This window comes from Streptomyces sp. NPDC003635, assembly GCF_053587635.1.
Window position 1 is genome coordinate 146,692 of sequence record NZ_JBSFOK010000010.1, and the last position, 25,424, is coordinate 172,115.

23 protein-coding genes are annotated in these 25,424 nt (G+C 71.3%); 13 read left to right on the forward strand and 10 right to left on the reverse strand.

All coding sequences use genetic code 11. The features are described 5' to 3' along the window. Window positions 1-61: 61 nt before the first annotated feature. Window positions 62-592, forward strand: coding sequence for a hypothetical protein (locus ACWDRW_RS12830; RefSeq protein ID WP_451722616.1), 531 nt, complete (start codon window positions 62-64; stop codon window positions 590-592). A 23-nt stretch (window positions 593-615) separates the two neighbouring features. Here the strand turns inward: ACWDRW_RS12830 and ACWDRW_RS12835 are convergent, their stop codons facing one another. Continuing rightward, window positions 616-1,515: an AraC family transcriptional regulator gene (locus ACWDRW_RS12835; RefSeq protein WP_451722618.1), complete on the reverse strand. Its 900-nt coding sequence runs from the start codon at window positions 1,513-1,515 to the stop codon at window positions 616-618. Window positions 1,516-1,675: 160 nt separating this feature from the next. On the opposite strand from ACWDRW_RS12835, the gene tkt reads away from it, so the two are divergent. The 7 genes from tkt (at window position 1,676) to ACWDRW_RS12870 (ending at window position 11,456) form a co-directional block, all read left to right on the forward strand. After that, window positions 1,676-3,769, forward strand: a complete 2,094-nt coding sequence (tkt, locus tag ACWDRW_RS12840; protein WP_451722620.1) for a transketolase — start codon at window positions 1,676-1,678, stop codon at window positions 3,767-3,769. Window positions 3,770-3,788: 19 nt separating this feature from the next. Next, window positions 3,789-4,907, forward strand: a complete 1,119-nt coding sequence (tal, locus tag ACWDRW_RS12845) for a transaldolase (protein ID WP_451722623.1) — start codon at window positions 3,789-3,791, stop codon at window positions 4,905-4,907. Next, window positions 4,907-6,436, forward strand: coding sequence for a glucose-6-phosphate dehydrogenase (gene zwf, locus ACWDRW_RS12850; protein ID WP_451722625.1), 1,530 nt, complete (start codon window positions 4,907-4,909; stop codon window positions 6,434-6,436). Before tal ends, zwf begins: the two co-directional genes overlap by 1 nt. Continuing rightward, window positions 6,433-7,368 (forward strand): glucose-6-phosphate dehydrogenase assembly protein OpcA, encoded by a 936-nt coding sequence (gene opcA / locus ACWDRW_RS12855; RefSeq protein WP_451722627.1) that lies wholly within the window; start codon window positions 6,433-6,435, stop codon window positions 7,366-7,368. The genes zwf and opcA overlap by 4 nt, the downstream gene beginning before the upstream one ends. Beyond that, window positions 7,361-9,001: a glucose-6-phosphate isomerase gene (gene pgi, locus ACWDRW_RS12860; protein WP_451722629.1), complete on the forward strand. Its 1,641-nt coding sequence runs from the start codon at window positions 7,361-7,363 to the stop codon at window positions 8,999-9,001. The genes opcA and pgi overlap by 8 nt, the downstream gene beginning before the upstream one ends. Before the next feature lie 7 nt (window positions 9,002-9,008). Continuing rightward, window positions 9,009-9,887: a phosphogluconate dehydrogenase (NAD(+)-dependent, decarboxylating) gene (gene gnd, locus ACWDRW_RS12865; RefSeq protein ID WP_451722632.1), complete on the forward strand. Its 879-nt coding sequence runs from the start codon at window positions 9,009-9,011 to the stop codon at window positions 9,885-9,887. 138 nt (window positions 9,888-10,025) lie between these two features. Continuing rightward, window positions 10,026-11,456: a membrane-associated oxidoreductase gene (locus ACWDRW_RS12870; protein ID WP_451722633.1), complete on the forward strand. Its 1,431-nt coding sequence runs from the start codon at window positions 10,026-10,028 to the stop codon at window positions 11,454-11,456. Window positions 11,457-11,529: 73 nt separating this feature from the next. On the opposite strand, the gene ACWDRW_RS12875 is transcribed toward ACWDRW_RS12870, so the two are convergent. Both ACWDRW_RS12875 and ACWDRW_RS12880 read right to left on the reverse strand, forming a co-directional pair. Continuing rightward, window positions 11,530-13,314: a bifunctional sugar phosphate isomerase/epimerase/4-hydroxyphenylpyruvate dioxygenase family protein gene (locus ACWDRW_RS12875; RefSeq protein ID WP_451722637.1), complete on the reverse strand. Its 1,785-nt coding sequence runs from the start codon at window positions 13,312-13,314 to the stop codon at window positions 11,530-11,532. 11 nt (window positions 13,315-13,325) lie between these two features. Further along, window positions 13,326-14,201 carry a shikimate dehydrogenase gene (locus ACWDRW_RS12880; RefSeq protein ID WP_451722639.1) on the reverse strand — a complete coding sequence of 292 codons (876 nt, stop codon included), beginning with the start codon at window positions 14,199-14,201 and terminating at the stop codon, window positions 13,326-13,328. A 138-nt stretch (window positions 14,202-14,339) separates the two neighbouring features. Between ACWDRW_RS12880 and ACWDRW_RS12885 the strand changes: the two genes are divergently transcribed. Both ACWDRW_RS12885 and ACWDRW_RS12890 read left to right on the forward strand, forming a co-directional pair. Then, window positions 14,340-15,005: a TetR family transcriptional regulator gene (locus ACWDRW_RS12885; protein ID WP_451722641.1), complete on the forward strand. Its 666-nt coding sequence runs from the start codon at window positions 14,340-14,342 to the stop codon at window positions 15,003-15,005. A 176-nt stretch (window positions 15,006-15,181) separates the two neighbouring features. Then, window positions 15,182-16,528, forward strand: a complete 1,347-nt coding sequence (locus tag ACWDRW_RS12890) for an MFS transporter (RefSeq protein ID WP_451722642.1) — start codon at window positions 15,182-15,184, stop codon at window positions 16,526-16,528. A 50-nt stretch (window positions 16,529-16,578) separates the two neighbouring features. Here the strand turns inward: ACWDRW_RS12890 and ACWDRW_RS12895 are convergent, their stop codons facing one another. Continuing rightward, window positions 16,579-16,965 (reverse strand): VOC family protein, encoded by a 387-nt coding sequence (locus tag ACWDRW_RS12895; protein ID WP_451722706.1) that lies wholly within the window; start codon window positions 16,963-16,965, stop codon window positions 16,579-16,581. A gap of 127 nt (window positions 16,966-17,092) precedes the next feature. After that, the gene (locus tag ACWDRW_RS12900) at window positions 17,093-17,533 is read right to left on the reverse strand and encodes a PPOX class F420-dependent oxidoreductase (RefSeq protein ID WP_451722644.1); all 441 of its coding nucleotides are present in this window, start codon (window positions 17,531-17,533) and stop codon (window positions 17,093-17,095) included. A gap of 85 nt (window positions 17,534-17,618) precedes the next feature. On the opposite strand from ACWDRW_RS12900, the gene ACWDRW_RS12905 reads away from it, so the two are divergent. After that, on the forward strand, window positions 17,619-18,197 hold the full coding sequence (locus ACWDRW_RS12905; RefSeq protein ID WP_451722645.1) for a TetR/AcrR family transcriptional regulator: 579 nt from the start codon (window positions 17,619-17,621) through the stop codon (window positions 18,195-18,197). Between the two features lie 181 nt (window positions 18,198-18,378). Further along, window positions 18,379-19,608 carry a serine hydrolase domain-containing protein gene (locus tag ACWDRW_RS12910; RefSeq protein ID WP_451722647.1) on the forward strand — a complete coding sequence of 410 codons (1,230 nt, stop codon included), beginning with the start codon at window positions 18,379-18,381 and terminating at the stop codon, window positions 19,606-19,608. A gap of 5 nt (window positions 19,609-19,613) precedes the next feature. On the opposite strand, the gene ACWDRW_RS12915 is transcribed toward ACWDRW_RS12910, so the two are convergent. Genes ACWDRW_RS12915 through ribA form a run of 5 tightly spaced genes read right to left on the reverse strand, consistent with a single transcriptional unit; the run spans window position 19,614 to window position 24,598 of the window. After that, window positions 19,614-20,768: a saccharopine dehydrogenase family protein gene (locus ACWDRW_RS12915; RefSeq protein ID WP_451722649.1), complete on the reverse strand. Its 1,155-nt coding sequence runs from the start codon at window positions 20,766-20,768 to the stop codon at window positions 19,614-19,616. Continuing rightward, entirely contained in the window at window positions 20,761-21,813 is a 1,053-nt protein-coding gene (locus ACWDRW_RS12920) for a saccharopine dehydrogenase (protein WP_451722650.1), read from the reverse strand. Before ACWDRW_RS12920 ends, ACWDRW_RS12915 begins: the two co-directional genes overlap by 8 nt. Further along, the gene (locus ACWDRW_RS12925) at window positions 21,810-22,949 is read right to left on the reverse strand and encodes an NAD(P)/FAD-dependent oxidoreductase (RefSeq protein ID WP_451722651.1); all 1,140 of its coding nucleotides are present in this window, start codon (window positions 22,947-22,949) and stop codon (window positions 21,810-21,812) included. The genes ACWDRW_RS12920 and ACWDRW_RS12925 overlap by 4 nt, the downstream gene beginning before the upstream one ends. Further along, complete coding sequence (locus tag ACWDRW_RS12930) at window positions 22,946-23,905, reverse strand: ornithine cyclodeaminase family protein (protein WP_451722654.1); 960 nt, start codon at window positions 23,903-23,905, stop codon at window positions 22,946-22,948. Before ACWDRW_RS12930 ends, ACWDRW_RS12925 begins: the two co-directional genes overlap by 4 nt. A gap of 33 nt (window positions 23,906-23,938) precedes the next feature. Beyond that, window positions 23,939-24,598 (reverse strand): GTP cyclohydrolase II, encoded by a 660-nt coding sequence (gene ribA, locus ACWDRW_RS12935; protein ID WP_451722656.1) that lies wholly within the window; start codon window positions 24,596-24,598, stop codon window positions 23,939-23,941. A gap of 38 nt (window positions 24,599-24,636) precedes the next feature. Here ribA and ACWDRW_RS12940 point away from each other — a divergent pair, with 38 nt between their 5' ends. Beyond that, the gene (locus ACWDRW_RS12940) at window positions 24,637-25,410 is read left to right on the forward strand and encodes a creatininase family protein (protein ID WP_451722658.1); all 774 of its coding nucleotides are present in this window, start codon (window positions 24,637-24,639) and stop codon (window positions 25,408-25,410) included. Window positions 25,411-25,424 lie beyond the last annotated feature (14 nt).

Below are 25,424 nucleotides of genomic sequence, written 5' to 3' on the forward strand. Positions count from 1 at the left end.
GTCCGATGCCCGCACGGAAATTCGGGCCGCCGGCGTCTCTTTCAATGCGAGACTGCGCGCCATGCCCACAGAGCTGGAGTACCTGCGCGAGATCGAGCGCCTCGCGCATCAGGTCACGCTCGCGGCGTCCGAGGAGGACTGGTACGCGCCGCCCGCGGACCCCGAGCACGCCACCCCGCTCCAGCGCCGGGTGAACGCCCTGGCCAGAGCGGTGCACCACTACCACTTCGACGGCGACGGCTGCCTTGAGGAGGACCGGCCCTTCGTCCGCCTCGTCGCCGCCGCGATCCTTCGCCCCGGGATCACGGAGGAGTACGAGAAGGGCTGCGCGCGGCTCGGTGTCGAACCCCGGTCCGAGGGCTGGGCGTTGTGGCACACCTGGGGCGCCGACGACGAGCGGGTGACCCTGGTGGTATCCGCCGTCGAGACCACCGAGGGACTCTTCCGGAACTGGTCCCACGGCAGGGACGTCGACCCGGTGACCCCGCTGCCCTCCCAGATCGCCCTGGTCCACCGGGGCTGGATCGGCCCGATGACCCTGTCACCGCGGGGGGTGCACCGGATGGGGACCGGCGGCCGGCCGATCAGCTGAGATCACTCGACGCGACGTAACCACTAGCGGAGTTCCGTCCGGAACACGGCCGGGGTCACGTCCGTGTGCTGCTGGAAGAACTTGCTGAAGTTCGCCGCGTCCGGAAAGCCCACCGCCGCGCCCACCCGGCCGATCGGCAGGTCCGTGTGGGCCAGCAGGCGCTTCGCCTCCAGGACGACCCGCTTGTCGATGAAGCCCTTCGGGGTCTCGCCGGTCGCCGCCCGGACCGCTCGGACGAGGGTGCGCCGGGAGTACCCGAGCTGATCGGCGTACGCGCTGACGCTGTGGTTGGTGGCGAAGCCTCGTTCCACCGCGTCCCGGAAGAGGGTGAAGGTCGAGCCCGCGTCGCGGCGGGCGGCGTCCTGGGAACTGGCTGCCAGGTGCGCGAGGCGGAGCAGGAACGCTGACAGGGAGTGGCGCAGGACCGCCGTGTGCAGGCTCAGGGGAAGCGTGGTCGTGTCCTCGTACTCGCGACGGAGCTGGGCCAACGAGGTGCGCAGCGCGGTGAGGTGGGGTGCGTCGGGGTGGAGCAGGGGCGGCAGGTCGTAGCGGTAGAGGCCGGTCGCCTCGACCGTCTGGCGGGGCAGGAAACCGGGCTGCATGGTCAGGACGGTTCCCCGGTACTCACTGGTGGGCGAGAAGCGATGGATCTGGCCGGGGCGGATCCACAGCAGGTCGCCGACGCCCGCCTCGTACTCGGTGAAGTCGATCATGTGCCGGACCGGCCCCTCGTCGAACAGCATCACGACGTGGAATTCGATGCGGTGCACCCGGTCCAGCGGCGCCTCGGCGTGCCAGGTGCGGCCGGGGCCCATCGGGCCGACCTGCATGCCGACGCCGAGCACGCTCAGATCCACCGGGAAGGGGAACGTCCTGATGCCGTCCTCGCCGCCACCGGCGCCTTGTGCAGCTCTGCCTGCCATGTCCCTCATGTACCGCCTCAGCCGGCCGTCCGGTGTCCCACTTTCACCACAGGCTGACACACCCCGACCTTTCCTCGAAAAAGTCATACTTTTACAGTTGAACGCGTCTCACCAGGAACGATGCAGCATTCGATGAACTCTTGAAGAGGACAGGGCACAGATGAGCACGCAGACACCGGACCGCTTCGACTGGACCGAACTCGACCGGCGTGCCGTCGACACCGCGCGCCTGCTGGCCGCGGATGCCGTGCAGAAGGTCGGCAACGGTCACCCGGGAACCGCGATGAGCCTCGCACCCGCCGCGTACACGCTCTTTCAGAAGGTGATGCGCCACGATCCCGCCGATCCCGAGTGGACCGGGCGGGATCGTTTCGTTCTCTCCCCCGGCCACACCTCGCTGACCCTCTACACCCAGCTCTTCCTCGCCGGGTACGAGCTGGAGCTCGACGACCTCAAGGCGTTCCGCACCCAGGGTTCGAAGACGCCCGGTCACCCCGAGTACGGCCACACCGCCGGCGTCGAGACCACCACCGGGCCGCTCGGGCAGGGCCTCGCCAACGCGGTGGGCATGGCGATGGCCGCCCGCTACGAGCGCGGTCTGTTCGACCCCGAGGCCCCCGAGGGCGAGTCCCCCTTCGACCACACCGTCTGGGCGATCGTCTCCGACGGCGACCTGGAGGAGGGCGTCGCCGCCGAGGCCTCCTCGCTCGCGGGCCACCAGAAGCTCGGCAACCTCGTCCTCGTCTACGACGACAACCACATCTCCATCGAGGGCGACACCGCGACCGCGTTCTCCGAGGACGTGCTGGGGCGCTACGAGGCCTACGGCTGGCACACCCAGCGCATCGAGCCCACCGAGGACGGCGACGTCGACGTCCACGCCCTGTACGCGGCGCTCAGGGCCGCCCAGGAGGAGACCGAGCGCCCCTCGATCATCGCGATGCGCACGATCATCGCCTGGCCCGCCCCGAACGCGCGCAACACCGAGGCCTCCCACGGCTCCGCGCTCGGCGAGGACGAGATCGACGCGACCAAGCGGCTGCTGGGCTTCGACCCGGCGCGGACCTTCGAGGTCGCCGACGAGGTGCTGGCGCACAGCCGCCGCGCCCTCGACCGGGGCGCCGAGGCGCACGCCGCCTGGGACAAGCAGCTCGACAAGTGGCGGGGCGCCAACCCCGAGCGCGCCCGGCTGTTCGACCGGGTCGTCGCCGGCCAGCTCCCCGAGGGCTGGGAATCCTCGCTGCCGGTGTTCGAGCCCGGCAGGTCCGTCGCAACCCGCGCCGCCTCCGGCAAGGTCCTCCAGGCGCTCGGCGCGGTCCTGCCCGAGCTGTGGGGCGGCTCCGCCGATCTGGCCGGCTCCAACAACACCACCATCGACAAGACCAGCTCCTTCCTGCCGAAGGGCAACCCGCTGCCGGAGGCCGACCCCTACGGCCGCACCGTCCACTTCGGCATCCGCGAGTTCTCCATGGCCGCGGAGATGAACGGCATCGCCCTGCACGGCAACACCCGCGTCTACGGCGGCACGTTCCTGGTCTTCTCCGACTACATGCGCAACGCCGTCCGGATGTCCGCGCTGATGCAGCTGCCCGTCACCTATGTGTGGACGCACGACTCCATCGGCCTCGGCGAGGACGGCCCCACCCACCAGCCGGTCGAGCACCTCGCCTCGCTGCGCGCCATCCCGGGCCTGAACATCGTGCGGCCCGCCGACGCCAACGAGACCGCCGTCGCCTGGGCGGAGATCCTGCGCCGGCACGCCACCGACCCGGCCCCGCACGGCCTCGCGCTGACCCGCCAGGGCGTACCGACGTACGAGCGCAACGAGGACGCGGCCAAGGGCGGTTACGTCCTGCGCGACTCCTCCACCGAGACGCCGGACGTCGTACTGATCGCCACCGGCTCCGAGGTCCAGCTCGCCGTCGCCGCGCGAGAGCTTCTCGAGGCCGAGGGGGTCGGCACCCGGGTGGTGTCGATGCCGTCCGTGGAGTGGTTCGAGCAGCAGCCGCGCGAGTACCGGGACGCCGTCGTTCCGCCGTCCGTGCGAGCGCGCGTCGCCGTCGAAGCCGGGATCGGTCTGACGTGGTACCGGTTCGTTGGTGACGCAGGACGCATTGTCTCCCTCGAACACTTCGGCGCCTCGGCCGACGCCCGGACCCTGTTCGCCGAGTACGGCTTCACCGCCGAGAACGTCGCCGCGGCGGCGCGGGCCGCTCTCAATTCAACAACGGGCCTCGCTGCCGCGCGCCGTTGATCCGACCGCCAGAAAGAAGATGATCACAGTGACCGAAGCACTCCGGCGCCTCTCCGACGAGGGCGTCTCCATCTGGCTGGACGACCTGTCCCGTAAGCGGATCGCCTCCGGCAACCTCGCCGAACTCGTCGCCACGCGCCACGTGGTGGGTGTGACCACCAACCCGTCCATCTTCCAGGCCGCCATCGGCTCCGGCGACGGCTACGAGGAGCAGCTCGCCGATCTCGCCGTGCGCGGGGTCACGGTCGACGAGGCCGTACGGATGATGACGACCGCCGACGTGCGCGCCGCCGCCGACGTCCTGCGTCCGGTGCACGACGCGACCGGCGGCCGGGACGGCCGGGTCTCCATCGAGGTCGACCCGCGGCTCGCCCACGACACGGCGGCCACCGTCGCCGAGGCCAAGCAGCTGGCCTGGCTGGTCGACCGACCCAACGTCATGATCAAGATCCCGGCGACCCCGGCGGGTCTGCCCGCCATCACCGCGGTCCTCGCCGAGGGCATCAGCGTCAACGTCACGCTGGTCTTCTCCCTGGAGCGCTACCGCGAGGTCATGGACGCCTACCTGCTGGGCCTGGAGAAGGCCGCCGAGCGGGGCCACGACCTGTCGGCGATCCACTCCGTGGCGTCGTTCTTCGTCTCCCGCGTGGACAGCGAGATCGACAAGCGGCTGACCGTCCTCGGCACCGAGGAGGCGCTCGCGCTCAAGGGCCGCGCCGCCCTCGCCAACGCCCGCCTCGCCTACGAGGCGTACCAGGAGGTCTTCGCGTCCGACCGGTGGCTGAAGCTGGGCTCCGCCGGCGCCCACGAGCAGCGCCCGCTGTGGGCCTCCACCGGAGTGAAGGACCCGGCGTACAAGGACACCCTCTACGTCGACGAGCTGGTCGCCCCCGGCACGGTCAACACCATGCCGGAGGGCACCCTGAACGCCACCGCCGACCACGGCGTGATCACCGGCGACACCGTCACCGGCGGCTACGCCCGGGCCCGCGCCGACCTCGCGGCCGTGGAGCGCCTCGGCATCTCCTACGACGAGGTCGTCACCCGGCTGGAGGACGAGGGCGTCGCCAAGTTCGAGGCCGCCTGGCAGGAACTGCTGGACGCGGTCGCCAAGTCGCTCGACTCCAAGGGGGTCTGATGAGCACCGAATGGACCAACCCGCTGCGCGACGCGCGCGACCGGCGGCTGCCGAGGATCGCCGGGCCCTCCGGGCTCGTCATCTTCGGCGTCACCGGCGACCTGTCCCGCAAGAAGCTGATGCCGGCCGTCTACGACCTCGCCAACCGCGGTCTGCTGCCGCCGGGCTTCTCCCTCGTCGGGTTCGCCCGCCGGGACTGGGAGGACCAGGACTTCGCGCAGGTCGTGCACGACGCGGTCAAGGAGCACGCCCGCACCCCCTTCCGCGAGGAGGTCTGGCAGCAGCTCGCCGAGGGCATGCGGTTCATCCCGGGTGACTTCGACGACGACCAGGCGTTCAAGCAACTGCGCTCCGCAGTCGAGGAGTTGGACTCCTCGCGGGGCACCAGCGGCAACTACGCCTTCTATCTCTCCGTGCCGCCGAAGTTCTTCCCGAAGGTCGTCCAGCAGCTGAAGAAGCACGGCCTCGCGAACGCGCCCGAGGGGTCCTGGCGGCGTGCGGTCATCGAGAAGCCGTTCGGCCACGACCTGGGCAGCGCGCGGGAGCTGAACGCGATCGTGCACGACGTGTTCGACCCGGAGCAGGTCTTCCGGATCGACCACTACCTGGGCAAGGAGACCGTCCAGAACATCCTGGCGCTGCGCTTCGCCAACCAGATGTTCGAACCGATCTGGAACCGGTCGTACGTGGACCACGTCCAGATCACGATGGCCGAGGACATCGGCATCGGCGGCCGGGCGGGCTACTACGACGGCATCGGCTCGGCCCGTGACGTCATCCAGAACCATCTGCTCCAGCTGATGGCGCTCACCGCGATGGAGGAGCCGGCCGCCTTCGACGCCAGCGCGCTGCTGATGGAGAAGCTGAAGGTCCTCAAGGCCGTGAAGCTCCCCTCGGACCTGGGCCTGCACACGGTGCGCGGGCAGTACGCGCCGGGCTGGCAGGGCGGCGAGAAGGTGCGCGGCTACCTCCAGGAGGACGGCATCGACCCGGCCTCGACCACGGACACCTACGCCGCGATCAAGCTGGAGGTCGACAACCGCCGCTGGGCGGGCGTCCCCTTCTACCTGCGCACCGGAAAGCGCCTCGGCCGCCGGGTCACCGAGATCGCGGTGGTCTTCCAGCAGGCGCCGCACTCCCCCTTCGACCACACGGCGACGGAGGAGCTCGGCAAGAACGCGATCGTGATCCGCGTCCAGCCCGACGAAGGCGTCACGGTCCGCTTCGGCTCCAAGGTGCCCGGCACCTCCATGGAGATCCGGGACGTGACGATGGACTTCGCCTACGGCGAGTCGTTCACGGAGTCCAGCCCGGAGGCGTACGAGCGGCTCATCCTGGACGTCCTGCTCGGCGACGCCAATTTGTTCCCCCGTCACCAGGAAGTGGAAGAGTCCTGGAAGATCCTCGACCCCATCGAGGAGTACTGGGCGGGGCACGGCAAGCCGGCGCAGTACGCCTCGGGCAGCTGGGGACCCGAGGAAGCCGACGAGATGCTCGCACGAGACGGACGGAGCTGGCGCAGGCCATGAAGATCGACCTGACCGACACCACGGCAAGCAAGATCAACAAGGCCCTTGTACGGGGCCGCCGCGCCATCGGCACCCCCGCCGTGGGCATGGTCCTGACGATGGTCATCGTCACGGACGAGGAGAACGCCTACGACGCGATCAAGGCGGCCGAGGAGGCCTCGCACGAGCACCCCTCGCGCACCCTGGTCGTCATCAAGCGGCACGCCCGCACCCCGCGCGACCGCCAGGCCTCCCGGCTGGACGCCGAGGTCCGGGTGGGCGCCGACGCGGGCACCGGCGAGACGGTGATCCTGCGGACCTACGGCGAGGTCTCGGACCACGCCGACTCGGTCGTCCTGCCGCTGCTGCTGCCGGACGCCCCGGTGGTCGTGTGGTGGCCGGTGGAGGCGCCGGCGAACCCCGCCAAGGACCCGCTGGGCGCGCTGGCCCAGCGCCGGATCACCGATCTGTACGCGGTGGAGAACGCCTTCGAGGTCCTTCAGGCCCGGGTCCGCTCCTACGCGCCCGGTGACACCGACCTCGCCTGGACCCGGCTCACCCCGTGGCGCTCGATGCTGGCCGCGGCCCTGGACCAGGCCAAGGCGCAGATCACCTCCGGCGCCGTGGAGGCCGAGGCCGACAACCCCGCCGCCGAACTGCTCGCGCGCTGGCTGGAGGCGCGGCTCAAGGTGAAGATCGACCGGGTCGTCACGGCGGGGCCCGTGGTGACCGCCGTACGGCTCGGCACCGCGCGCGGCGAGATCGTCATCGACCGCCCCGAGGGCCCGCTGGCCACGCTGACCCTGCCGGGCCAGCCCTCGCGCACCCTCGCGCTGAAGGTCCGCACCACCTCCGAACTCATCGCCGAGGAGCTCAGGCGCCTCGACGCCGACGAGATGTACGCCGTCGCCCTGCGGGGCGAGGCGGGCGAGGAGACCCCCTCTCATGTCTGACTCCCCCTGGCTCACCCGGCGGCCCCAGTGGACCGCCCTGGAGGACCACCGCGCCGAGTGGCAGGCCCATCTGCGGGACCTGTTCGCCGCGGACCCCGAGCGCGCCGAGCGGTACGTCGTGCGCGTCGGCGATCTGCGGATCGACTACTCCAAGCACCTCGTCAACGACGAGACGCTCGCCCTGCTCCAGGAACTGGCCGCCGCCACCGACGTGTTCGGACTGCGCGACGCGATGTTCCGCGGTGACAGGATCAACCTCACCGAGGACCGGGCGGTGCTGCACACCGCGCTGCGCGCCCCGCGCGAGACGGTCGTCGAGGTCGACGGTGAGAACGTGGTGCCCGGCGTGCACGCCGTCCTCGACAGGATGGGCGAGTTCGCCGAGCGCGTCCGCTCCGGCGCGTGGACCGGCCACACCGGCAAGCGCATCAGGAACGTCGTCAACATCGGCATCGGCGGCTCCGACCTCGGCCCGGCGATGGCGTACGAGGCACTGCGGCCGTACACCGCACGGGAGTTGACCTTCCGCTTTGTCTCCAACGTCGACGGCGCCGACCTGCACGAGGCGGTCCGCGACCTGGACCCGGCGGAGACCCTGTTCATCGTCGCGTCGAAGACCTTCACCACGATCGAGACGATCACCAACGCCACCTCGGCGCGCACCTGGCTGCTGGCCGGGCTCGACGGCGAGGAGAAGGCGGTCGCCAAGCACTTCGTGGCGCTGTCGACCAACGCGGAGAAGGTCACCGGGTTCGGCATCGACCCGGACAACATGTTCGAGTTCTGGGACTGGGTCGGCGGACGGTACTCGTTCGACTCCGCGATCGGCCTGTCCCTGATGATCGCCATCGGCCCGGACCGCTTCCGGGAGCTGCTGGACGGCTTCCGGCTCGTCGACGAGCACTTCCAGAGCGCCCCCGCCGAGGCCAACGCCCCGCTGATCCTGGGCCTGCTGGGCATCTGGTACGGCAACTTCTTCGACGCCCAGTCGCACGCGGTCCTGCCGTACAGCCACTACCTGTCGAAGTTCACCGCCTACCTCCAGCAGCTCGACATGGAGTCCAACGGCAAGTCGGTGGACCGCGACGGACACCCCGTGGACTGGCAGACCGGTCCGGTGGTGTGGGGTACGCCCGGCACCAACGGGCAGCACGCCTACTACCAGTTGATCCACCAGGGCACCAAGCTGATCCCCGCCGACCTCATCGGCTTCGCCCGTCCGGTCGACGAGCTCAGCGACGAACTCAAGGCCCAGCACGACCTGCTGATGGCCAACCTGTTCGCCCAGGGCCAGGCGCTGGCCTTCGGCAAGACCGCCGAGGAGGTCCGCGCCGAGGGCGTGGCCGAGGAACAGGTGCCGCACCGCACCTTCCGCGGCAACCACCCGACGACCACGATCCTCGCCCGCGAGCTGACCCCGTCGGTGCTCGGCCAGCTCATCGCCCTCTACGAGCACAAGGTGTTCGTCCAGGGCGCCGTCTGGAACATCGACTCCTTCGACCAGTGGGGCGTGGAACTCGGCAAGGTCCTCGCCAAGCGCGTCGAGCCCGCTCTCACCGAAGGTGCCGAGGTCCACGGCCTCGACGCCTCCACCGCTGCCCTCGTGGCCGCCTACCGTGAACTCAGGAAGTGAACTGATCATGCAGCTCGGACTCATCGGCCTCGGCAAGATGGGCGGCAACATGCGCGAGCGGATCCGCCGCGCGGGCCACACCGTCATCGGCTACGACCGCAACCCGGACCTCGCCGACGTGACAAGCCTCGGCGAACTGGTCTCCCGGCTCGAAGGCCCGCGCGTGGTCTGGGTGATGGTCCCGGCCGGCGCCGCCACCCAGTCCGTCGTGGACGAACTGGGGGAGCTCCTCTCCCCCGGTGACATCGTGGTCGACGGCGGCAACTCCCGTTGGACCGACGACGAGAAGCACGCCCGGGAACTGGGCGAGAAGGGCATCGGCTTCGTCGACGCCGGTGTCTCCGGCGGGGTCTGGGGCCTGGAGAACGGCTACGCCCTGATGGTCGGCGGCGACGCCGAGCACGTGGCGAAGGTCCAGCCGTTCTTCGACGCCCTCAAGCCGGAGGGGCCGTACGGTTATGTCCACGCCGGCAAGGTCGGCGCGGGCCACTTCGCGAAGATGGTCCACAACGGCATCGAGTACGCCATGATGCAGGCCTACGCCGAGGGCTGGGAGCTGCTGGAGAAGGTCGACTCCGTCACCGATGTGCGCGAGGTCTTCCGCTCCTGGCAGGAGGGCACGGTCATCCGTTCCTGGCTGCTGGACCTCGCGGTCAACGCCCTCGACGAGGACGAGCACCTGGAGAAGCTGCGCGGCTACGCGGAGGACTCCGGCGAGGGCCGCTGGACCGTGGAAGCCGCCATCGACAACGCCGTGCCGCTCCCGGCGATCACCGCGTCGCTGTTCGCCCGGTTCGCCTCCCGCCAGGACGACTCGCCGCAGATGAAGATGATCGCGGCGCTGCGCAACCAGTTCGGCGGCCACGCCGTCGAGTCCACGAAGTAGGTCCGGCCGTGGGGGACCTCCTGCTGGTCCTCCCTCACTGCCCGAAGGGCGTGGGAGGTGCCCCCATCGGCGAGACGGAGTGGAGCGGGTCGGGAGACGGTTTGACAGGGCACAGGAGGCCCGCCAGAGTCGCGGCTGATGGAGATCAACGATCTGACACCGGCCGAGCAGCGAGTCTGGCGGGCCTTCGCCACGGGTACGGCCGTGGACTTCCGCGAGGAGAACCCCGAACCGGCGGTCCGCGCACGGGTGTTGCGGGCGCTGCTTCTGAACGGACCGCGCGAACCGGGGGAGATCGCCGCCGTGAAGGTCTCCGGCGCCCGGATCACCGGCGTACTGAACCTGAAGTACGCGGCCGTCGACAGCGTCGTACGCCTGAGCGACTGCCACTTCGACGCCGTCCCCGACGTCTCCGGCGCCCAGTTGAGCTACCTCAACCTCAGCGGCTCCGTGCTGCCGGGTCTGTTGGCGGCCCGTACCCGGGTGGACGGCAGCCTTCGGCTCACCGACTGCCGGTTCGGCGGCCCGGTCCATCTCGGCGGCGCCCAGATCTCCGGGGCGCTGTTCCTGGAGCGCGCGGAGCTGACCGCCGGTGAGTCCGGCCGACCCGCCCTGCGGCTCAACCAGGTCACCATCGAGGACGACCTGTGCGCGCCGGGACTGCGCGCCGAGGGCGAGATCCAGCTCAACGGCGCGCGGGTCGCGGGCACGATCAACCTGGAGGACGCCTCGCTGAGCCACCCCGGTGGCACCGTCCTCGACGCCGAGTCGCTGGACCTCGGGGCCAACCTGCTCGGGCGGCGGCTGCGTGCCGAGGGCCGGATCGATCTGCGCGGCGCCCGCATACCCGGGCGCCTGGACCTGCTGCGCGCGACCCTGTCCAACCCGGGCGGCACGGCACTGCGGGCGAGCAGCTCCGTGATCGCCGAGATCTGGCTGCGCCTCGGCCCGCCGGTCGTGGGGCGGATCAATCTGCGCCGCTCCCAGCTCGAACAGCTCGACCTGGAACCGGAGATGCTGCCGGACGAGGTGCGGGTACTGGACCTGACGTACACCTTCCTCACCCCGCACGAACCGGTCGAGCGGCGCCTGCCCATGCTGGAGCGCGACGGCGACGCCTTCGACCCGCACGGATACGAGCAGTTGACCGCCGCCTACCGCCGCAGTGGTGACGACCGGGCCGCCCGGCTGGTACAGCTCGCCAAGCAGCGCCGCCACCGCTCGACCCTCTCCTGGTACGGCCGCCTGTGGGGCCATGTCCAGGACGCCGCCGTCGGCTACGGCTTCCGCCCGCTGCGTGCCTTCGCCTGGCTGCTGTCCCTGCTCGCCATCGGGTCGGTCGCCTACGCGCTCGACCGGCCGGCCGCGCTGAAACCGGCCGAGGCACCGGACTTCAACCCGGTGTTCTTCACCCTGGACCTGCTGGTCCCGGTGATCTCCTTCGGCCAGGAGGCGGCCTACGCGCCGGATGGCTGGGCGCAGTGGCTGGCGTACGTGCTGGTACTGGCGGGCTGGATCCTGGCCACGACGATCCTGGCCGGCGTGACCCGGACGGTCAGCCGCCAGTAGTCCCCAGCGCCGGCCGCCAGAGACTCCACGGCCAGCCACCGGAACCCGCACCGCCGGCCGTCGGCCGACACCGTCACCCGCCGGTGACCCCGCGCACGCCGTGCTGCGCCGCCAGTCGTACCGGCGCGTTCGCGGCGCCGTAGCCCTGGTAGCCGTCGTCGCGCTGGACGAGTTCGAAGAAGACGCGGCCCACGGTCCGCGTGTAGCAGTGCCGGAAGGCGCCGCCCACGTCCCGGTCGTAGAGGATGCCCAGTTCGCGGTAGGTCTCCAGCTCGCCGTCGGCGAAGTCGAAGCGGGCCGCCAGGTCGTCGTAGTAGTTGGCCGGAACCGGGAGCAGGCGGCCGCCCGCCTCCCGGAACCGTCGGGCCGCCGCGACGACGTCGTCCGTGGCCAGGGCGATGTGCCGGTCGTGCACGGTGTCGTCCCCGGGTGCCGCGCCGACGGTGAGGGCGATCCGGACGCTGCCGTCGGCGTTGGCGACGGCCCTGCTGCGCAGCAGCCCGTAGGGGTCCGCGACGTCGACGCTCGGCCGGGCGTCCAGGCCCAGCACGCTGCGGTGGAAGAGGGTCGCCTCGTCGAAGTGGTGCCAGGGCTGGGTGAGCGCGAGATGGTCGACGCCGGTCACACCGGTGGCCGCGGGGGTGTGCGGCACCTCCTCGAAGTCGCCGCGCCAGTCGGACGGGGCGCCGCAGAAGAACAGTTCGGTGCCGTCCGGGGCGGCGACCGCGTCCAGCGCCGCGTCCTCGGGGGCACGGCGGCGGGGCAGTACCGGGGCGAGGAGGGCCTCGGCGCGGCGGGCGGCGGCCGTGGGGTCGGGGGACTCCAGGCCGATGGCGGCGAGCTGGACGCTCTCCCGCCGCGCGGCTCCTCCCGTGTTGACCAGGACGCGGGCGCCGCCCTGCTGCCAGAGGTCGACGGGCTTGCCGCGATGGCGGGCGGTACGGGCGAAGCCCAGGGCGGACAGCACCGACGCGACCGGTTCGGCGTCCGGGGTGAGCAGTTCGACGAAGGCGACGCCGGTGGGGACGACGGGCGGGGGTGGTTCGGCCAGACCGACCGACTCCTTCAGGACCAGCAGGGAGCGCTGGGCGTCCACGGCGGTGGGGCCCGCCTCGGACTGGCGGAAGACGTCGTTGAAGACCTCCAGGGACAGGGGGCCGTCGTATCCCGTCAGCAGCACGTGCCGGACCAGGCCCGTGACGTCGAAGCCGCCCTGTCCGGGGAAGCAGCGGTGATGGCGGCTCCACTGGAGGACGTCCATGCCGAGCAGCGGGGCGTCGGCCAGCTGCAGGAAGAAGATCTTCGCGCCGGGGATGTCCTCGATGCCCTTGGGGTCGGAGCCCCGGGAGAGGATGTGGAAGCTGTCCAGGCAGGTGCCGAGGGCGGGGTGGTCCGCGCGCTGGACGATGCGCCAGGCGTGGTCGTAGGTGTTGACGTGCCGCCCCCAGGCGAGGGCTTCGTAGGCGACGCGGATGCCGAACCCCTGCGCCAGGTCGGCCAGTTCGCCGAGCTGCCGGGCGGCGAGGTCGTCGTCGTCCACGGCGTCCGGGGACACGCTGGAGCAGACGAGGACCGTGTCGGCGCCGAGGCGGCGCATCAGCTCGAACTTGTGCCGGGCCCGGCCCAGATTGCGGGCGAAGACCTCCTCGGGCACGGCCTCGATGTCCCGCATCGGCTGGTAGAGGTCGATGCCCAGACCCAGGTCCGCGCAGCGGGCGCGGATCTCCTCGGGGGTGAGCGGACTGGCCAGCAGGTCGTTCTCGAAGATCTCCACGCCGTCGAAGCCGGCCCGGGCGGCGGCCGTGAGCTTCTCGGTGAGGGATCCGCTGAGGGAGACGGTGGCGATGGACGTACGCATGGGGGCGGCTCCTATTTGCCGGCGGGTACGGTGTCGGCCAGCTCGGCGAACTGCGCGAGCATCCGGGCGCTGTCCGGCTCCCGCCCGGTGAACAGCCGGAACGCGTCCACGGCCTGGAACACGGCCATGCCGCCGCCGTCGAGCGTGGGGCAGCCCAGGGCGCGGGCGGTGCGCACCAGTTGGGTCTCCAGCGGCCGGTAGACCACCTCGGCGACCCACAGCCCGGGCTGCAGCAGCTCGGCCGGGAAGGGCAGTCCGGGGTGGGCGGCCATGCCGGTGGGGGTGGCGTGGACGATGCCGTCGGCTCCGCGCAGGAGCCCGGCCAGCCGGTCCAAGGACGCCGCGTCGGCCCGCCCCTCGCCGAAGTGCCGGTTGAGGGAGTCGGCGAGGCTCGCCGCCCGCTCGGGCAGCGCGTCGACGAGGGTGACCCGCTCGGCGCCGAGGGTGAGGGTGGCGTGCGCGACGGCGGCGCCCGCGCCGCCCGCCCCGAGCTGGACGACCCGCTCCAGGGGCGCGTCGGGCAGTCCGCGCGCGAAGGAGGCGGCGAAGCCGGTGACGTCGGTGTTGTGGCCGACGGCCCGGCCGCCGTCGAAGACGACGGTGTTGACCGCGCCGAGCGCCTCGGCCTGCGGGGACAGCGCGTCGAGGTGCTCGATGACGAGCTGCTTGCACGGATGCGTGATGTTCAGCCCGTCGAAGCCGAGGTCACGCGCGGCCCGCACCAGGTCGCCGACCCGCTCGGGCGGCGCCCCGAGCACGTCGATGTCGATCAGCCGGTACACGTACCTGAGGCCCTGCCGGTCCGCCTCCCGCTCGTGGAGGGCCGGGCTGAGCGAGGGTCCGATACCAGAACCGATCAGTCCGACGAGATACGAGTCCTTGGTCACCACGGACCTCCAGGGCAGCTAATGTACGAACTAGTACGTTAGCTATAGCACTCTTCCCGGGCCGGAGGAAGTGGCCCGCGGCGAGCTCTTACAATCGCGACACCGATCGCGTCACCCGCCCTCGCCCGAAGGAACCCGATGACCAGCGTCGACGAACAGGCACCGAACGGCGGACGGGTCCGGGACGCCGCCCGCACCCGGGCGGAGATCCTCGACGTGGCGACCCGGGAGTTCGCCCGCGCCGGCTACGACGGCGCCCGCGTGGACGAGATCGCCGCCCGCACCCGCACCACGAAGCGGATGATCTACTACTACTTCGGCGGCAAGGAGCAGCTGTTCACGGCCGTCCTGGAGCGGGCGTACGGCGTCATCCGCGAGGCCGAGCAGCAGCTCGACGTGGAGCATCTGGACCCGGTCGCCGCCATCCGGCGGCTGGCGGAGGTGACCTTCGACCACCACGAGGCGCACCCCGATTTCATCCGCCTGGTCAGCATCGAGAACATCCACGGCGCCGAGCACATCGCCGCCTCCGAGAAGCTGGGCAGGATCGGCTCACCGGCACTGGACGTGATCCGCCGCATCCTCGCGGCGGGCCAGGAGTCCGGCCTGTTCACGGCCGACGTCGACGCCGTCGACCTGCACGCGATGATCAGCTCCTTCTGCTTCTTCCGGGTCGCCAACCGGCACACGTTCGGCGCCCTGTTCGGCCGCGACCTCGTCGACCCCGCCCAGCGCGAGCACTACCGCACGATGCTGGGCGACATGGTGATCGCGTACCTGACCGCGGAGCGCGCGGCGGACTGACCGCGGGCCACACGCGAAAGCGGGCCCTTCGGCGCCACCCCTTGACACCCGGGAAACGCGGGCGCAACATCCCTTCCCACCGGGACTAACTATCCAGTGGGTTAATTAGCCGAAGATCCGGCCCTTCTCCCCTCCGCTCACTCCGCCTACGTTGGAGTTCCCTCAAAGGAGCCGCCGTGTCCGTCCCCACCCCCGCCGCCCCTCCCGGGCAGCCGAAGAAAGCCGCGACCGCCGCGTGGATCGGCAGCGCCCTGGAGTACTACGACTTCTTCATCTACGGCTCCGCGGCCGCGCTGATCTTCCCCGAGGTCTTCTTCGACGAGTCCGACCCGGCCACCGCGACCCTGCTGTCGCTGGCCACCTTCGGTGTGGCGTACGCCGCCCGGCCGATCGGCGCGCTCTTCCTCGGTCACTACGGCGACCGCCTCGGCCGTAAGAAGATCATGGTCTTCACGCTGATCCTCATGGGTCTGTCGACCTTCCTGATCGGCTGCCTGCCCACCCGGGACCAGGTCGGCACGCTCGCTCCCGTGCTGCTGGTGCTCTGCCGGGTCCTGCAGGGCATCTCCGCGGCCGGTGAGCAGGCCAGCGCGAACTCGATGACACTGGAGCACGCGCCACCGAACCGGCGCGGCTTCTTCACCAGCTTCACCCTCAGCGGCACCCAGGGCGGCCAACTGCTCGCCACCCTGGTCTTCATCCCGATCGCCGCGCTGCCGGAGGAGCAACTGCTGTCGTGGGGCTGGCGGGTGCCGTTCTGGATGAGCATCGCGGTCGCCGTGGCCGGCTATGTCATCCGCCGCAAGCTGGACGAGACGCCGGCCTTCGAGCAGCAGGCGGCGACGCAGGGCGTGGTGAAGCTGCCGCTGGCGGTGCTGATGCGCGAGCACTGGGCGGATGTGCTGCGGGTGATCGCGGGCGCGCTGGTCGCCTCGGTGAGCACGATCTTCACGGTGTGGGCGCTGGCGTACGCGACGAGCGACTCCGTCGGTATGAGCCGCTCCTCGATGCTGTGGGTGGGCGCGCTGGCGAACCTCGTCGCGCTCGCCGCGATCCCCCTGTGGGCCACGCTCTCGGACCGCATCGGGCGTCGCCCGGTGTTCCTGGTCGGCGCGGCCGGCAGCGCGGCGATGATGTTCGCCTACCTGTGGTCGATCTCGACCGGGAACTACCCGCTGACCCTGCTCCTCGGCATCGTGACCTTCGGTGTCGTCTACAGCGCCGCGAACGGCGTGTGGCCGTCCTTCTACGGCGAGATGTTCTCCACCCGGGTCCGGCTGTCCGGCATGGCCATCGGCACCCAGATCGGTTTCGCGGTCGCCGGGTTCGCGGTGACCTTCGCGGCGCAGATCGCGGGCCCGGACGGCGACGACTGGTCGGCGGTGGCCTTCTTCACCGCGGCCCTGTGCGTCCCGCCGGTCATCGCCGCGCTCTCGGCCCGCGAGACCCACAAGGTCCCGACGGAGCTGCTCGGCGAACGCGCGCCTCTGCAGTCGGCCCAGCGGGAGACGGTGACGGCCTGACTCCCGGCCGTCCGGGCCCCGGCGCCGTTGCGGCGCCGGGGCCCGGACGCCTACGTGTGGGACCAGCCACGCTCACAGAGCACGAGCCGGTATCCGTCCGGATCCTCGACCGTGGCGCCCCACTCGTTCCAGTACGGGTTGGGGGACGCGACGCGCTGGCCGCCGTGCCCTTCGAGCCGCGTGAGCAGGTCCTCCGGCACCAGGCCGTCGACGTAGATCACCAGGAGGTCCTCCTCGGTGGGCCGGGGCTCGACGGGACGGGCGGGCTCGTGAACGAGTTCGAGATGCCAGTCCGCGTCGGGCCAGCCGAGCATCAGCAGATCGTGCTCCCCGGGTTCCGGCCCGCCCCGCGCCCGCCATACGACACTCGGACCCAGCCCTTCTCCCCAGAAGCGCTCGGCGGCGGCGAGGTCACGGGAGGGGCGGGCGATACGGATGTGACTGCGGCCGTTGACGGGCCTCGGGTCCTCTTCTCGTGGCTGCGCGCTCGGTTCGCCAGCCTAGGCAGCGCGCCCGCACGGCACCATCGGCCATCGGCCCTGCGCCGACCGACCTAGTGCCGGTTCAGCCGCGCTTCGGGATCCCGTACGCCCGGTCCACCTTCAGCCTCAGCACCAGTCGCCGGTCCCGGACCATCGCGGCCCGGTAGTCGTCCCAGTCGGGGTGTTCGCCCTGGACATCGCGGTACAGGCGGACGAGTTCCTCGACCGTGTCGTCGTGCGGGTCCTCGGCGACGGGCGTGAGGTCGGCGGTGCCCTCGGCCACGGTGTACGCCCAGCGGTCCGCGCTGGTCACGTGGTACGAGGCCCTCGGATCCCGGCGCAGATTGCGGGTCTTGGCGCGGTCGTCCGTGATCGAGACCCGGATGATCCGCTCGTCGGGGTAGTAGGCGTGGCTGACGTTCGACAGCTGGGGGCGGCCGTCGCGCTTGAGGGTCACCAGTACGCCCCCGTGCCCCTCGGAGAGCAACTGGAGCAAGGCCTCTTCAGTCCGGTCCTGAGTCATGTCCCGGTAAACGGGCCCGGCCGGGCCGGACATTCCCGCGACCGAGCTGTAGACGGTGTCTACCCGGAGCTGCTACACACGACCCATGCGGCAATCCGAGGCAGGACTGCGCGACCGACTGGTGGACGTGGGCGTGGAGCTGGTGGCCGAGGAGGGCGTCCAGGCGCTCACTCTCCGGGCGATCGCCCGCCGGGCGGGTGTCTCGCACGGGGCTCCGCGCCGCTACTTCCCCACGCATCTGGAGCTGTTGTCGGCCATCGCGCGCCGCGGCTTCGTCGAGCTGGCGGACCGGGCGGCACGGGCCGTCGAGGGCGAGAGCGGCGGCCCTCGCGCCCAACTCACGGCGCTGGCCCACGCCTACCTCCGGTTCGCGGTCGACAACCGGGGCATGTACGAACTGATGTTCCGTCACGACCTGTTGCAAAGCGGCCACTTGCGGCTGCGCGACCACAGCCTTCCGCTGTTCGGCCGCATGGTGGAACTGGTCGCCCGGGTCCGGCCCGACGTCGACGCACGGCTCGTCGGGGGCTCGCTCTGGGCGAACCTGCACGGCGTCGGCCAGCTGTGGGGCTGGGGCAGCCTGCAGCCGGCCGTCGGCACCCATGACTTCGACCGCATGGTGGAGTCGGCCCTGGTCGTCTACCTCGGCCCGGACGAGAAGTGAACCCCCACCTCGTCCTCGCGCGCTCGCCCCGCCGTCCGGGCGCCCCTGCCCCTGCCGTGACGTTTCAGCTCGACCGGCGATGCGCGGGACCGTACACCTGTTCCTGCGCGACGATGAGATCGCGGGCCGCTGCGGCTGGGTATGCCGGAGCACCTCGGCGTCCGCATTCGTGAGGAGAGCGATGGCACAGCTGCGACAAGAGGTCGAACCGGTCGAGGTCGGTCTGGACCCGAAGGCGCTGGACCGCCTGGACCAGCACTTCGCCCATTACGTGGACGAGGGTCGGCTGCCCGGTTTCCTGGTCGCCGTCTCCCGGGGAGGGCGCGTCGCCCATCTGACCACGCACGGTCTGCGGGACGTGGCCGCCGGCCTGCCCGTGACGGCCGACACCCTCTGGCGGATCTACTCCATGACCAAGCCGGTCACCTCCGTCGGGGCGTTGCTGCTGGTGGAGGAGGGGCAGCTGGACCTGGACGACCCGGTCGGCCGCCACCTCCCGGCCTTCGCCGAGCCCCGGGTCTACGTCGAGGGCACCGGCGCCGACGTCCGCACCCGCCCGGCCGCCGGACCGCTGCTGATCCGCCACCTAATGACCCACACCGCGGGCCTGACCTTCGCCTTCTACCACTCCCACCCGGTGGACGCCCTCTATCGCGCGGCGAACCTGGAGTCCGCGGTGCTGCCCGGCTCGGACCTGGCCGAGACCGTCGACGTGTACGCACGCCTGCCGCTCCAGTTCGACCCTGGCACGCAGTGGAACTACTCGGTCGCCACCAATGTCCTCGGCCGGGTCATCGAGGTCGTCTCCGGGCAGCCGCTGGACGAGTTCCTCGCCGCACGCGTCTTCCGCCCGCTCGGCATGACCGATGCCGGATTCCAGGTCGGGGACGAACAGGCGCACCGACTGGCGGAGTTGTACGGCGAGACCGACGAGGGCCGGATAACCCCGATCCCCGGGCTGCCGCTGCGCGGCCGCCCCCGGTTCCTGTCCGGCAGCGGCGGCATGGCGGCCTCGGCCCATGACGTCCACCGCTTCATGGAACTGCTGCGCCGCCGCGGCGAACTCGACGGCACCCGGCTGCTCGCTCCCGAGACGGTCGACCTGATGACGACCAACCACCTGCCGGGCGGCGCCGACCTGCGCTCCTTCGGCAGTCGCCCGGCCCACGACGAACCCGGCAACGACGGCGTCGGCTTCGGCCTCGGCGTCTCGGTGGTCATCGACCCGTCCCGCACGAGAGCCCCCGCGGGTCTGGGCACGTTCGGCTGGAGCGGCGTGGCGACCACGACCTTCTTCGTCGACCCGTCCCGCGATCTGACGGTCCAGTTCATGACCCAGGTCCGGCCGAAGTCCTCGCACACGATGTTCCCGGACCTCAAGCGGCTGGTGTACGAGGCGGTCACCGACTGACTCCGTCACTGACTGACGCGCAAGGTGAACTCCACTCCCTCCAGGGCGAGTTCCCGCAGCCACTCGGCCGACCGTGCCGCTGTCTCGGCGGCACGGCTCAGGCCCGGCGGCAGCGAGCCGTCCAGGATGTGGCGCACTCCCAGCGCGAGGGGCCGCGAGACACAGCGGGCCATCGCGCTCTCCTCCTCGTCCCCGACCAGGTCGAGCAGGTAACTGCCCTTCCAGGTCTGGTCGTTGGCTCCCGCCACGTCGAGCGAGACGACGAGCACGACCCGGTCCCGGTCGGTGTCCGTCGTGGGATAGGTGGCCGCCAGCTCACGTGCCAGCGCGGCGATCCGGCCGTCGTCGCCGCGCCTCAGCTCGTCGAAGACGGACTCCCAGGCGCGCAACCAGCCGTCCAGACGCAGGGTGCCGCGGACGAAGGCGCGCGGCTTCCACTCTTCGGGGAGCTCGTACTGCTCGACGAAGGGCAGGCTGTCCCGGTTGGGGTAGACCTCGAAGGCCTCCACCTCGACGACATGCCGCCGGGTCACCTCCCAAGGACGCGCGGCGGTGGTCTCGGCACCGTCCTCGATGTAACGCGCGGGCGAACGCAGGGCGTTGAGGACACCGGCGGGCGCCCAGCTGAAGCGGTAGCGGAAGTCGTTCGGCTCCGCGGGGACACCGCCGCAGTACGAGGTCAGGCTGTACGAGGCCGCCGTACCGGCGCCGATCGCCGCCCGGGCGCGGGCGACGAGGGAGTGGGCGAAGAGGTGGTCGATGCCCGGGTCGAGGCCTGCCTCGGTGAGCACGACCAGACCGGCCTCGACCGCCGCCGGCACCTGCTCCAGCACGGCGTCGGACACATAGCTGGAGCACGCGAAGTGGGCCCGCCGGGACACGCAGACGGCCAGCAGATCGGCGTGCTCGGAGGCGGGCAGCATCGACACGACGACATCGCCGGGGGCCAGTTCGGCGGTCAGCGCGTCGAGCGTGAACGCGCGTGGCCCGGCCCGTCCGGTCAGACCGAGCCGCTCCAGGGCCTCGGCGGCGCGCTCCTCGGTGCGGTGCCACAGCCGTACCCGTTCGGCCGTGTCGCACAGCCGGGCAAGCCCGCTGCCGGTGGACAGACCGGCGCCGACCCAGTGGACGGTGCCGCTCGCCAGAACAAGGTCAGTCATGGCGGAACTCCCCTTCCTCGATACCGACTTCGGCGCAGGCCTGCCGGAACCGGCCCAGACAGCGCACCCACGGGGGACCGGACTCGAACTCCAGCAGGAGCGGCAGCAACGCCGCCGAGAAGTCGGTGGACGACTCCCTCGGCAGCAGGGACGGCAGGTTGTCGATGGCGATGAGGTCCAGGGGCGGTCGCTCGCGCAGTCGCCGGGCCGGTGCCGTCCAGTCGGTGGTGCGGTCGTAGATCGGCAGGACGTTCAGGGGCGAGCCGACGTCGCAGGTCACGTCGCACAGGGTGCGCAGCCGGCGGGCGGGGTCGTCGAGGTCGGCGTCCCGGAGGAAGGGCGGCACGGGTGTCGTGGCGAGGACCGCGTTGACCATGACGTCGTGGGCGAGCAGGGCGGGGCGGTCCAGCTCACGGGTCTCGGCGAGGTCCCAGCGGGTCGGCTCGATCCCGGCCGCCCGGAAGGCCTCGCAGGCGCCCTTGCCGCTGCGGCCGAGGGCGCCGATCACGAGGGCGGTGAACTCCGCCTCGCCGCGCAGGCGTTGATCCAGCTCTTCCTTGGCTGTCGGGACGAGCGGCGCGTCGAGCCGACCCCGGTGCCGCAGTACGGTGAGCGCGGCCCCGAGGTATCCGGCCCAGAACCCGAAGGCGGCCAGCCGCCGCCCGCCCTCGTCCACCAGGTACTCGACGTCGTACAGCGCCCCTCCCCCGGCCGCGAACCGCCGCAGCAGCCCGCCGGCGCCGGGCTGCCGCTTGTAGGCGTGCCCGAAGAAGACGTGCCGGTGGGACAGCGCGGCGGGCTCGTCCGGCAACTCCTTCAGTCCTACGACGACGGCGTCGCCCGGCGCCGACACCCACGAGCCCGCCTTCGCGATCCGGCAGCCGGCCTTCTCGTACTCCTCGACCGGGAAGATCCGCTGCGGGGACTCCTCGACGGTCACCGTCACGCCGCTGTCGACGAGCCGCCGCGCGTCGGACGGCACGACCGGGGTGCGCCGCTCGGTGGAGCGGACCTCGTGACGCAGCCACAGATGGAGCTCGTTCATACGCGGTTGGCCTCCGGGCGAAGGGCGTCGGCCGCGAACCGGTCGGCGCTCAGCGGGCTGACGTCCACGAAGGGTACGCGCTCGAGGTACAGGTCGCGGACGACCTCGCCGACGGCGGGTCCCTGGAGGAAGCCGTGGCCGGAGAAGCCGGTCGCGTAGAGAAAACGGGAGACCGAAGTCGCCTCGCCGATCAGGGCATTGTGGTCCGGGGTGAGTTCGTACAGGCCCGCCCAGCCGCCGGTGCGGCGCAGGTCGAGGAGGGAAGGGGCGCGCTGCTCCATGGCCTCGTACAACCGGGGGATCCAGCGGTCGTGGGTGCCGGTGTCGAAGCCGGGGCGTTCGTCGGGGTCGGACATACCGACGAGGAGGCCGGGGCCTTCGGCGTGGAAGTAGAGGCTGGTGGTGAAGTCGATGGTCATGGGGAGGTCGGGCGGCAGTCCGGGGACCGGCTCGGTGACCGCGATCTGGCGGCGCAGCGGGGTCACGGGCAGGTCGACCCCGGCCATCGCGCCGACGGCCCGCGACCAGGCGCCGGCCGCGCAGATCACCGTGCCGGTGGCGATCGGGCCCCTGCTGGTGCGCACCGCGGTGATGGTGTCGCCGCGCAGGTCGATGCCGGTGACCTCGGTGTGCCGCAGGACGGTGGCGCCGTGTCTGCGGGCGGTGGCCGCGTAGCCGTGGACGACGGACTCGGGGGTGCAGTGCCCGTCGTCCGGGGAGTAGGCGGCGGCCAGCAGTCCGTGGGTGGCGATGAGCGGGGAGAGCCGCTGGGCCTCGGCCGGCTCGAGCATCCGGCTGGGCACGCCGAGGGAGTTCTGCAGCCGTACGCCCGCCTCGAAGGAGGCGACCTCCTCCGCGGTGGACAGCAGGAACAGATAGCCGACCTTGTGCAGGCCGATGTCCTGTCCGGTGTCCGCCTCGAACCGGTCGAAGGCCTCCAGGCTGCGCGCGCCGAGCCGGATGTTGAGTTCGTCGGAGAACTGCGCCCGCACTCCGCCGGCGGCCTTGGAGGTGGAACCGGCGGCGAGTTCGTCCCGCTCGACGAGCACCACGTCCCGCACCCCGGCCCAGGCCAGCTGACAGGCGATGCTCGCTCCCATCACTCCACCACCGACGACCACCACCTCCGCCCTCACCGGCCCGTCTCCCGCGCCGCGTCGATCACGGCCCAGGCCGCCGCCGCGTCCTGGATGCCGAGGCCGACGCTGTTGTAGTAGACGATGTCTCCGGGGCCGGTGCGGGCGGTGTGCGTGCCGGTGAGCAGGCCGCCGAGGGGGACGAGGTCCTCGGGGGTGAGCCGTGCCGCCACGACGGGCCCGGCGTGGTGGGCCGCCGTCTCCGGATCGTCCACGACGACGGCCGCGGAACGCCGTACGACCTCCGCGTCGACCTCGCGGCGGGTCGGTTCGAAGGAGCCGACACTCACCACCGTGCAACCGGGCGCCAGCCACGCGCCGCGCACCACCGGCGTGGCGCTCAGGGTGCAGGCGGCGACGAGCGACGCACCGGTGACGGCCTCCTCGGCGGTGCCGACCGGTTCGACGGCGATCCCCAGCTCGGCCGTCAGGGTCCGCGCGGCCCGGGTCCGGTTGGCCACGGTCGGGCTCCACAGCCGTACGGACTTCAGGTCCCGCACCCGGGACAGGGCCCGGACGTGCGCGAGGGCCTGGACGCCGGAGCCGAGCACGGCGAGGTCCGTACTGTCGGGGCCGGCCAGCGCGTCGACGGCGACGGCGCTGCCCGCGGCCGTGCGCAGGGTGGTGAGCGCGGTGCCGTCCATGACCGCGACGAGGCGGCCCGTGACTGGGTCCAGGGCGGTGACCACGGCGTGCACGGTGGGCAGCCCGGCCCGCGCGTTGCCCGGGTTGACGCTGCCGATCTTCGCGACCGCCCCGGTGTCCGCGGAGAGCCGGGACAGGTACGCGAACATCACGCTGTCGTCGAAGCGGCTCGGGTGCATGATCTTCCCGGGCAGATCGGCGCCGGTGGAACCGAGGGCGGTGAAGGCGGCCCGCTGGGAGGCGATCGCCGCGTCCGTCGAGAGCAGCCGGCTCACCTGGTCGCCGGAGAGGAAGAGGACGTCGTCGGTCATTCCCTCTTCCTGTCCCGGCGGCCCGCGACTGAATCAGGACCAGTGCGCCACGGCGTCCAGATGGGGCAGATGGTGGTCCAGGCGCTCCCGCTTGGTCCGCAGATAGGTGATGTTGCTCTCGCACGGCGGGATGAGCAGCGGCACCTGCTCGGCGACCGTGATGCCGTGCTCCAGCAGCGCCTCCCGCTTGCGTGGGTTGTTGGACATCAGCCGGACGGACCGGACGCCGAGGTCGTCCAGTATGCGGGCGGCGACACCGTAGTCGCGGGCGTCGACCGGCAGGCCGAGGGCGAGGTTCGCCTCCACCGTGTCCAGGCCCTCCGCCTGGAGAGCCATCGCCCGCAGCTTGGCGAGCAGGCCGATGCCCCGGCCCTCGTGCCCTCTCAAGTAGACGACGACACCGCGTCCTTCGGCGGCGACCGCGCGCAGCGCGGAGGCCAGCTGGTCTCCGCACTCGCAGTGCTGGGAGCCGAACGCGTCCCCGGTCAGGCACTCCGAATGCAGCCGGGTGAGGACGTCCTCGGTGCCGATGTCACCGTGGACCAGGGCCACTTGCTCGTCACCGCGGTCGTGGTCGAGGTAGCCGACCGCGCGGAATTCCCCGTACACCGTGGGCAGCGGAGCATTCACAATGCGTTCCACGCCGGTGCGCTTCGGGGACTTCTTTCCGAGTACGCCAACTGTTTCTGTCATGATCTGGTTCCTAAGCAGAGACGAAAGGCCGTGAAAAGATGAGTGGTTCGGGAACGCGGTCGGCACCCGGTCTGGTGCCGACGGACACCACGGAAGACGTGCGGACGCGCGGAGCGGGCGTCTCACGGCAGGTCGCCGTCCTTCCCGTCGGAAGCTTCGAGCAGCACGGCCCCTTCCTGCCGCTGGCCACGGACACGCTCGTCGCCTGTGCCGTCGCCCGGGAGATCGCCGCCGCGTACCCGGTGCACCTCCTTCCTCCGGTGACGATCTCCTGCTCGCACGAGCACGCGGCGTGGCCGGGGACCGTCAGCATCTCCTCGGTGACCCTTCATGCGGTGATACGGGACATAGCGGATTCGCTCCGCCGCTCGGGGGTGGACGCGCTGGTGGTGGTCAACGGCCACGGCGGGAACTACGTGCTGGGCAACGTCGTTCAGGAGTCCTCCGCGCGCGGTGAGCGCATCGCGCTGTTCCCGGCCGCGGAGGACTGGGAGTCGGCGCGGGAACGGGCCGGGGTGACCACCTCGCTCCTCACCGACATGCACGCGGGAGAAATCGAGACCTCCGTTCTTCTGCACACTCATCCGGAAATGCTGCGACCCGGATACGAGACCGCGGATTTCGTCGCTGACGACCGCCGGCATCTGCTCTCCCTCGGTATGTCCGGCTATACCGATTCGGGTGTCATCGGGCGCCCTTCACTGGGTTCGGCGGAAAAGGGGAAGGAACTCCTGGCGAGCCTGGCGGATTCCTTCGGGGCGTATTTCGCGTTGCTCACCTCGGATTCGGGGGACGGCTCGTCCGCACGGTAGCCCTCCCACCACCG

Coding starts and splice junctions, on each gene's coding strand:
- tal (WP_451722623.1), top strand. CDS start 3,789: ATGATCACAGTGACCGAAGCACTCCGGCGCCTCTCCGACGAGGGCGTC.
- ACWDRW_RS12910 (WP_451722647.1), top strand. CDS start 18,379: ATGGCACAGCTGCGACAAGAGGTCGAACCGGTCGAGGTCGGTCTGGAC.
- ACWDRW_RS12920 (WP_451722650.1), bottom strand. CDS start 21,813: ATGAACGAGCTCCATCTGTGGCTGCGTCACGAGGTCCGCTCCACCGAG.
- ACWDRW_RS12875 (WP_451722637.1), bottom strand. CDS start 13,314: ATGCGTACGTCCATCGCCACCGTCTCCCTCAGCGGATCCCTCACCGAG.
- ACWDRW_RS12835 (WP_451722618.1), bottom strand. CDS start 1,515: ATGGCAGGCAGAGCTGCACAAGGCGCCGGTGGCGGCGAGGACGGCATC.
- ACWDRW_RS12905 (WP_451722645.1), top strand. CDS start 17,619: ATGCGGCAATCCGAGGCAGGACTGCGCGACCGACTGGTGGACGTGGGC.
- ACWDRW_RS12940 (WP_451722658.1), top strand. CDS start 24,637: ATGAGTGGTTCGGGAACGCGGTCGGCACCCGGTCTGGTGCCGACGGAC.
- ACWDRW_RS12915 (WP_451722649.1), bottom strand. CDS start 20,768: ATGACTGACCTTGTTCTGGCGAGCGGCACCGTCCACTGGGTCGGCGCC.
- ACWDRW_RS12900 (WP_451722644.1), bottom strand. CDS start 17,533: ATGACTCAGGACCGGACTGAAGAGGCCTTGCTCCAGTTGCTCTCCGAG.
- zwf (WP_451722625.1), top strand. CDS start 4,907: ATGAGCACCGAATGGACCAACCCGCTGCGCGACGCGCGCGACCGGCGG.
- ACWDRW_RS12930 (WP_451722654.1), bottom strand. CDS start 23,905: ATGACCGACGACGTCCTCTTCCTCTCCGGCGACCAGGTGAGCCGGCTG.
- ribA (WP_451722656.1), bottom strand. CDS start 24,598: ATGACAGAAACAGTTGGCGTACTCGGAAAGAAGTCCCCGAAGCGCACC.
- gnd (WP_451722632.1), top strand. CDS start 9,009: ATGCAGCTCGGACTCATCGGCCTCGGCAAGATGGGCGGCAACATGCGC.
- pgi (WP_451722629.1), top strand. CDS start 7,361: ATGTCTGACTCCCCCTGGCTCACCCGGCGGCCCCAGTGGACCGCCCTG.
- ACWDRW_RS12870 (WP_451722633.1), top strand. CDS start 10,026: ATGGAGATCAACGATCTGACACCGGCCGAGCAGCGAGTCTGGCGGGCC.
- ACWDRW_RS12830 (WP_451722616.1), top strand. CDS start 62: ATGCCCACAGAGCTGGAGTACCTGCGCGAGATCGAGCGCCTCGCGCAT.
- ACWDRW_RS12885 (WP_451722641.1), top strand. CDS start 14,340: ATGACCAGCGTCGACGAACAGGCACCGAACGGCGGACGGGTCCGGGAC.
- tkt (WP_451722620.1), top strand. CDS start 1,676: ATGAGCACGCAGACACCGGACCGCTTCGACTGGACCGAACTCGACCGG.
- opcA (WP_451722627.1), top strand. CDS start 6,433: ATGAAGATCGACCTGACCGACACCACGGCAAGCAAGATCAACAAGGCC.